The following is a 6,243-nucleotide window of genomic DNA, read 5'->3' as shown; positions in this document are numbered from 1 at the left end:
AAAGAGGTAGAAAAGGCCGGTGTGACCATTATTCATCCCGATAAAGCGCTTTTTAAAGCGGCTGTAAAAGCGATGTACGAAACTTACAAAGGAACGCCTATTTACGATCTTATTCAACAAATTCAGGCCATTCGCTGAAAGGGAAAGATATGGGACCCATTTTTAAACGCCTGGATCAGACTTTGCAGTTTTTTTTGACCACGCTCATGGGCCTGATGGTAGTTGATGTGAGCTGGCAGGTTTTTTCCCGCTACATATTGAATGCGCCCAGCTCCTACACTGAAGAGATCGCTCGTTTTTTATTGATCTGGATTGGACTTTTAGGAGCCAGTTATGCCTACCAGACTGGCGCGCATCTTGGCATTGATGTGCTCGTCAATCGATTGGGCGCAAAGCATCGTAAAATGGCTTTTATTCTCATTCACGCTATTAGCGGACTGTTTGCCTTGCTGGTGATGATTGGCGGCGGTCTGCATTTGCTTGTTCTGGCTTTTGAGCTAAATCAGAGATCGGCCGCTCTTAATATCCCGATGGGTGCCGTTTACGTGGTTGTGCCCTTGAGTGGTGCTTTTATTGTTCTGTACGCTCTACGTTCCATTTATTCCGGTGAATTGAAACAACACCGCCCAGAGCTCATCGATTGACGGGGTTAATCCTCGTAAAAACAGGTCCCCGCAGTACCATGGAATGTGCAGGGATCATCAAGTGAAAATGCAATAACAGGGAGACGTTATGGATTGGTCGGTAGCCATCCTGGTCATTTCATTTATTCTCTTGCTGATGTTGAACGTACCCATTTCGATAAGCATTGGCATTTCTACCCTTTTAACCATGTTGTTTACCATCGACTTTCTGCCTGCCGTCACAACCATTGCCCAGCGCATGGTCAGCGGTCTGGATAGTTTTGCCTTGTTAGCTATTCCCTTTTTTATTTTGTCCGGCATTTTGATGGGCCGTGGAGGGATTGCCCGGCGTTTGATCGATTTTACCCGAGCTTTGATCGGTGTGTTGCCTGGAGGTCTGGCGCACGTTTCTATTGTAGCCGCCATGCTCTTTGGCTCTATTTCCGGTTCGGCCGTGGCTGCTACTTCGGCTATTGGAGGATTTATGATTCCGGCCATGGACAAAGAAGACTATCACAAAGGTTTTAGTACGGCAACCATTGTAACGGCGTCCACCACCGGTTTGTTAATTCCCCCCAGTAATATTTTGATTGTTTATTCTCTGGCCAGCGGCGGAGTGTCCATTGCGGCTTTATTTATTGCAGGCTATCTGCCGGGCCTTCTGGTCGGACTTTTCCTGATGCTGGTGGCCGGAATTTATGCCTATCGGAAAAAGTATTCTACCGGCCAATGGGAAGGCCTTGGGGTTGGATTTAAAAAATTTCTGGATGCCATTCCCAGCTTGTTCATGATTATTCTGGTCATCGGGGGGATTGTGGCCGGTATCTTTACCGCCACCGAAGCAAGCGCTATTGCCGTTCTTTACGCTCTGCTACTGTCCGTGTTTTTTTACAAAGAGGTTCGCTGGGAAGATTTGCCGGCTATTCTACTTAAAACCGTTGAAACCACGGCCATCGTTATGCTGCTGATCGCTACATCCACGGCCATGTCCTGGATCATGTCCTACGAAAATATTCCCCAAAATATCAGTCAGGCCCTGCTATCGTTGACCAGCAACCGCTACCTGATTCTGCTGCTCATCAATTTGCTTTTGCTATTTATTGGCACCTTTATGGACATGACCCCTGCGGTGCTCATTTTTACACCGATTTTTCTCCCGGTAGCAACGCAATTGGGCATCACTCCATTACATTTCGGCATTATTCTGGTTCTGAATTTGTGCATCGGGCTGGTAACGCCGCCGGTAGGCAGCGTATTGTTTGTCGGTTGCGGCATCAGCGGAATGCCCATTACCCGGCTCATCCGCCCTTTGATTCCATTTTACCTGGCCATGATTGCCGCCCTGATGCTGGTTACCTACGTGCCACAAATTACGTTGTGGCTGCCTAAACTATTCGGTTATTAAATAAAAAGGAGAACATTTTGACTTTACTTAACAAATATTCACTGGGCATTGGCGATCGTTTCGCGCAAGAAGCCCGGGCACAGCTTGAAGCCATCATTCAGGCTCAAAAGGCTGGGGTGTTCATTTCGCCGGCCTGGAACAAGTCCTTTCGCGAGCACCAGATTATTGGCAGTTCGCCACAAGAAACCGCCCGGGCCGCAGAGGAAGCCGCTGCGGCATTGGGATGGACCGAGCCTTATTTCCTGGATGCCGACCACATTAATCAAAAAACCCTTGGCTATTTTGTAGAATATTGCAACTATTTCACCATTGACGTAACCGAGGCGCTCAACAAGCCCCTTTCTGGTCCGGAGACAACTGATCTAAAACGGCTGATCAAACGACTGGGCCAGCGCACACAAATTGCCGACCTGCCCCCTTTTGAATGGAATGAGACAACTATTGAAAACTTCCTTTCTGCTTACGGCAAGGCTCTGTTAGAAGCTCGTCAAATCGCCACGGACATTCTGAAAGTTAAAGCCAGGAACTCTGTGGTGTTGGAAGTTTCCTTTGACGAAGGCCCCAAAAGTCAAACGCCAGCAGAACTTTTTCTCTTGCTTTATGTCCTTACCGAACTTGGCGTACGACTAAACACTATTGCCCCGAAATTTGTTGGAGATTTTCTAAAAGGAATTGATTATCGGGGTTCACTCTTTGAGTTTAGCGATCAGGTGCGGGCCTTTTTGAAGGTGTTACATTGGTTTCAACAAAATACGGAACAGCCGGAGGATTTAAAACTTAGCATTCATACAGGCAGCGATAAGTTTAGCCTTTACCCCATATTGCGGCGACTTATTCGAGAATTTGACACGGGATTGCATTTAAAAACGGCGGGCACCACCTGGCTGGAAGAAATCATTGGTCTGGCGGAAGGCGGCCCGGACGGCTTACAGTTTGTCAAAACCCTCTATGCCCGGGCCTGGCAAAATAAAGAACAACTCTCCCGACCTTATCACCATGTAATTCGGATTCAGTACGAACAACTGCCATCACCGACAGAGGTTGAAAGCTGGGACGAACAGAGATTAGCGCGTACAGTGCGTCATAATCCGCAAGATTCATTTTTCGATGCGAACGTCCGGCAATTGTTGCATATCGCTTATGGATTGGCCTCACGGGAGAGCAACTCTTTTTTCTCATTGCTAAAAAAGTATCGTTCAACAATCGAGAAAAATGTGACTTTAAATTTATTAGAACGCCACATCAAACCGTTATTTTTAGGGAAGGAGTAATTTTTTATGTCTGAACTTTTCGACATCCGCCATAAAGTAATCGCTATTACCGGAGGCTGTGGAATGCTGGGAAGGGCCATTGGCCTGGCGCTGGCTGAACAGGGGGCCACGGTAGCTTTTATCTGTTTTCGCTCTGAATTTAGCAAAGAAATGATACAAAAGTTGGAAGCATGTCCAGGCCATTTTACGGTTCTCAAAGCCAATGTTCTGGAAAGGGCTGATCTGGAAAAGGTGCGCGACGCTCTGCTGCAGCAATACGGACGCGTCGATGCTCTGATCAATGGCGCCGGAGGCAACGATCCCGGAGCCACCACCGACGCGGAGCATCCTTTTGCCCGTTTGCCCGAAACGGCGTTTATGGAAATCGTAAATTTAAACCTGATGGGCACCGTCCTTCCCAGCCAGGTCTTTTCGGAAGTATTCACCAGGCAAAAAGAAGGAACGATTATTAATATTGCATCGATGGCTGCCTTCCGGCCGTTAACACGCATCCCGGCCTATTCGGCAGCCAAGGCCGCTGTTACCAATTTTACGCAATGGCTGGCCGTTCATCTGGCGCAGGAATATTCACCTCATATTCGCGTCAATGCCATTGCTCCCGGCTTTTTTCTGACCAAACAAAATCGCTATTTGTTGCAGGATGAAAAGGGGCAATGGACCGAACGCGGCCGGAAAATTATTGATCACACTCCCATGGGACGTTTCGGACAACCGGAAGAGTTGGTTGGAACGGTCATCTGGCTGCTCTCCCCCGCTTCGGCTTTTGTCACCGGAACGGTAATTCCCATTGACGGCGGTTTTTCGGCTTTTAGCGGTGTTTAAATTAAAAAGAAAATAAAAAAGGAAAGGCGAAATGAAATACGATATTGCAATGATTGGAATGGGTGTTATGGGCCGCAATCTGGCCCTCAATATGGAGCGCAATGGCTATTCGGTGGTGGGCTTCGATCTGGATGAGCAAAAGCGCAGTGAAGCAAAGGAACATTTTGCTGGAAAGAAGATCATGGTGGCCTCTTCTCTGGATGAAGTGTTACGCAGTTTGGCATCGCCTAAAAAGATAATGCTGATGGTACCAGCAGGCAAAGCGGTTGACGCGGTGATCGAATCCTTGCTACCAGGATTACAAAAAGGCGATCTGTTGATAGATGGCGGAAATTCCTTTTTTCTGGATTCCGAAAGGCGCTACCGATTTTTAAAAAAACAGGATATTTTATTCATTGGCACGGGCGTCAGCGGCGGCGAGGAGGGCGCGCTGTACGGCCCTTCGTTGATGCCAGGCGGAGATGTGCGCGCCTGGCCTCTGGTAAAAGATTTATTCAGGGCCATTGCAGCTAAAACCGAACAAAACGAAGCCTGCGCCGCGTGGCTGGGCGAAGGCGGCGCCGGCCCTTTTGTCAAAATGGTGCACAACGGCATTGAGTACGGCGACATGCAAATGATCTGCGAAGCCTATTTTCTGATGAAAAACCTTCTGCATCTGTCGGCTGATGAGACAAGCGCTATTTTTAAAGAATGGAATGAAAGCGAGTTAAAAAGCTATCTGATTGAAATCACTGGCGACATTCTGGCCCAAAAAGACAGGGAAACCGGCCGGCCCATGGTGGAGGTCATCCTGGATACGGCCGGACAGAAAGGCACGGGCAAATGGACCAGTCAAACGGCTCTGGATCTTGGCGTTCCGGCTCAGACTATTGCCGAAGCCGTTTTTACCCGCTTCCTGAGCGCCCTTAAAGAAGAACGCGTGGCTGCTTCTAAAATTCTTTCCGGGCCGCAATACCATTTTTCCGGCGATCCAGCGGCATTTATTGAAGCATTAAAACAGGCCCTGTACGCTTCGAAAATTTGCTCATACGCTCAGGGTTTTCAATTGCTGCGCGCGGCTGACCGTGAATATCATTGGAATCTAAACTTTGGGAAGATTGCCCACATCTGGCGCGCCGGCTGCATCATTCGCGCCGAATTCTTAAATCAAATTAAAGAAGCGTATGATAAAAAGAGCGACTTAGCCAATCTTTTGCTGGATGATTATTTCAGCTCAGTGATTCAAAAAACTCAACCGGCCTGGAGAAAGGTCGTGGCCGAGGCCGCTCTGGCCGGTATCCCTGTCCCGGCTTTTAGCAGCGCTCTGGCCTACTACGAAGGTTACCGCAGCGCGCAACTGCCGGCCAATCTCCAGCAGGCCCAGCGCGATTACTTTGGCGCCCACACTTACGAACGTGTGGATCGACCGCGCGGCCAATTTTTCCATACTGACTGGTAGGAAAAATGAAAAAGACCAAAAATGGAATGTGTTTAAAAAACAGCGTCCGCTAGTTTCCAGGCACGGAAGGAATGTAAAGCAATGGCATTGAAAAAATTCCGTTGATTCAAAGCCAGAACTGCTTTCTGTGAATTCGTTCTTTTACTTGATGTTTTAACAGTTTAAAGGAAATCTAATGCTCTATTTTGACAAGCAAGATGTCGCCAACGGTCTAAGTGAAAAGGAATTACGCGAGGCCATTTTTAACACGTTGAAAAAATTAGAGAAAATTTCTTCGGCGCTGATTATTCCCCCGGATTTTACTCGCGCCCATTCCTTTGCCGGGCCATTGACACGCTTTGCCTATCAATACCTTGGCAGGCGCCTGAAGGCTGTATTGCCCGCCCTGGGAACGCATTCGGCCATGCCTAAACAACAAATTCAGGAGATGTACGCTGGAGTGCCCCTCAACCTGTTCCGCGTTCACAACTGGCGTACGGATGTGCTTACTCTGGGGCGCGTTCCCGCTGATTTTGTAGCCCAGGTTTCGGAGAATAAGATCCACTACGACTGGCCTGTTCAGGTTAACCGGCTTCTTGTGGAAGGACAATTCGACCTGATATTATCCATTGGCCAGGTCGTACCGCATGAAGTCGCCGGTATGGCTAATCATGTAAAAAATATTTTTGTAGGCACCGGAGGCGC

Annotated in this window: 5 protein-coding genes and 1 pseudogene; all 6 read left to right on the top strand. The window is 48.3% G+C overall.

What is annotated here, in order from left to right; translation table 11 throughout:
- Window positions 1–149 precede the first annotated feature (149 nt).
- On the top strand, window positions 150–644 hold the full coding sequence (locus ACWB0I_RS16425; RefSeq protein ID WP_479389168.1) for a TRAP transporter small permease: 495 nt from the start codon (window positions 150–152) through the stop codon (window positions 642–644).
- Between the two features lie 88 nt (window positions 645–732).
- Window positions 733–2,028 (top strand): TRAP transporter large permease, encoded by a 1,296-nt coding sequence (locus ACWB0I_RS16420; RefSeq protein WP_479389167.1) that lies wholly within the window; start codon window positions 733–735, stop codon window positions 2,026–2,028.
- Window positions 2,029–2,045: 17 nt separating this feature from the next.
- Window positions 2,046–3,299: a tagaturonate epimerase family protein gene (locus ACWB0I_RS16415; protein ID WP_479389166.1), complete on the top strand. Its 1,254-nt coding sequence runs from the start codon at window positions 2,046–2,048 to the stop codon at window positions 3,297–3,299.
- 6 nt (window positions 3,300–3,305) lie between these two features.
- Entirely contained in the window at window positions 3,306–4,121 is an 816-nt protein-coding gene (locus tag ACWB0I_RS16410) for an SDR family oxidoreductase (RefSeq protein WP_479389165.1), read from the top strand.
- A 31-nt stretch (window positions 4,122–4,152) separates the two neighbouring features.
- Entirely contained in the window at window positions 4,153–5,559 is a 1,407-nt protein-coding gene (gene gnd, locus ACWB0I_RS16405) for a decarboxylating NADP(+)-dependent phosphogluconate dehydrogenase (RefSeq protein ID WP_479389164.1), read from the top strand.
- Window positions 5,560–5,734: 175 nt separating this feature from the next.
- A pseudogene (locus tag ACWB0I_RS16400) lies at window positions 5,735–6,243 on the top strand (nickel-dependent putative hexonate epimerase); the annotation flags it as partial.

It is taken from the genome of Caldithrix sp., from assembly GCF_056497305.1.
The sequence above is the reverse complement of the archived record's forward strand: the minus strand, read 5'-3'. Positions and strand labels throughout refer to the sequence as shown.

Bases quoted from the DNA above. Each gene is read 5' to 3' on its own strand.
- ACWB0I_RS16425 (WP_479389168.1), top strand. From the start codon at position 150: ATGGGACCCATTTTTAAACGCCTGGATCAGACTTTGCAGTTTTTTTTG.
- ACWB0I_RS16420 (WP_479389167.1), top strand. From the start codon at position 733: ATGGATTGGTCGGTAGCCATCCTGGTCATTTCATTTATTCTCTTGCTG.
- ACWB0I_RS16410 (WP_479389165.1), top strand. From the start codon at position 3,306: ATGTCTGAACTTTTCGACATCCGCCATAAAGTAATCGCTATTACCGGA.
- gnd (WP_479389164.1), top strand. From the start codon at position 4,153: ATGAAATACGATATTGCAATGATTGGAATGGGTGTTATGGGCCGCAAT.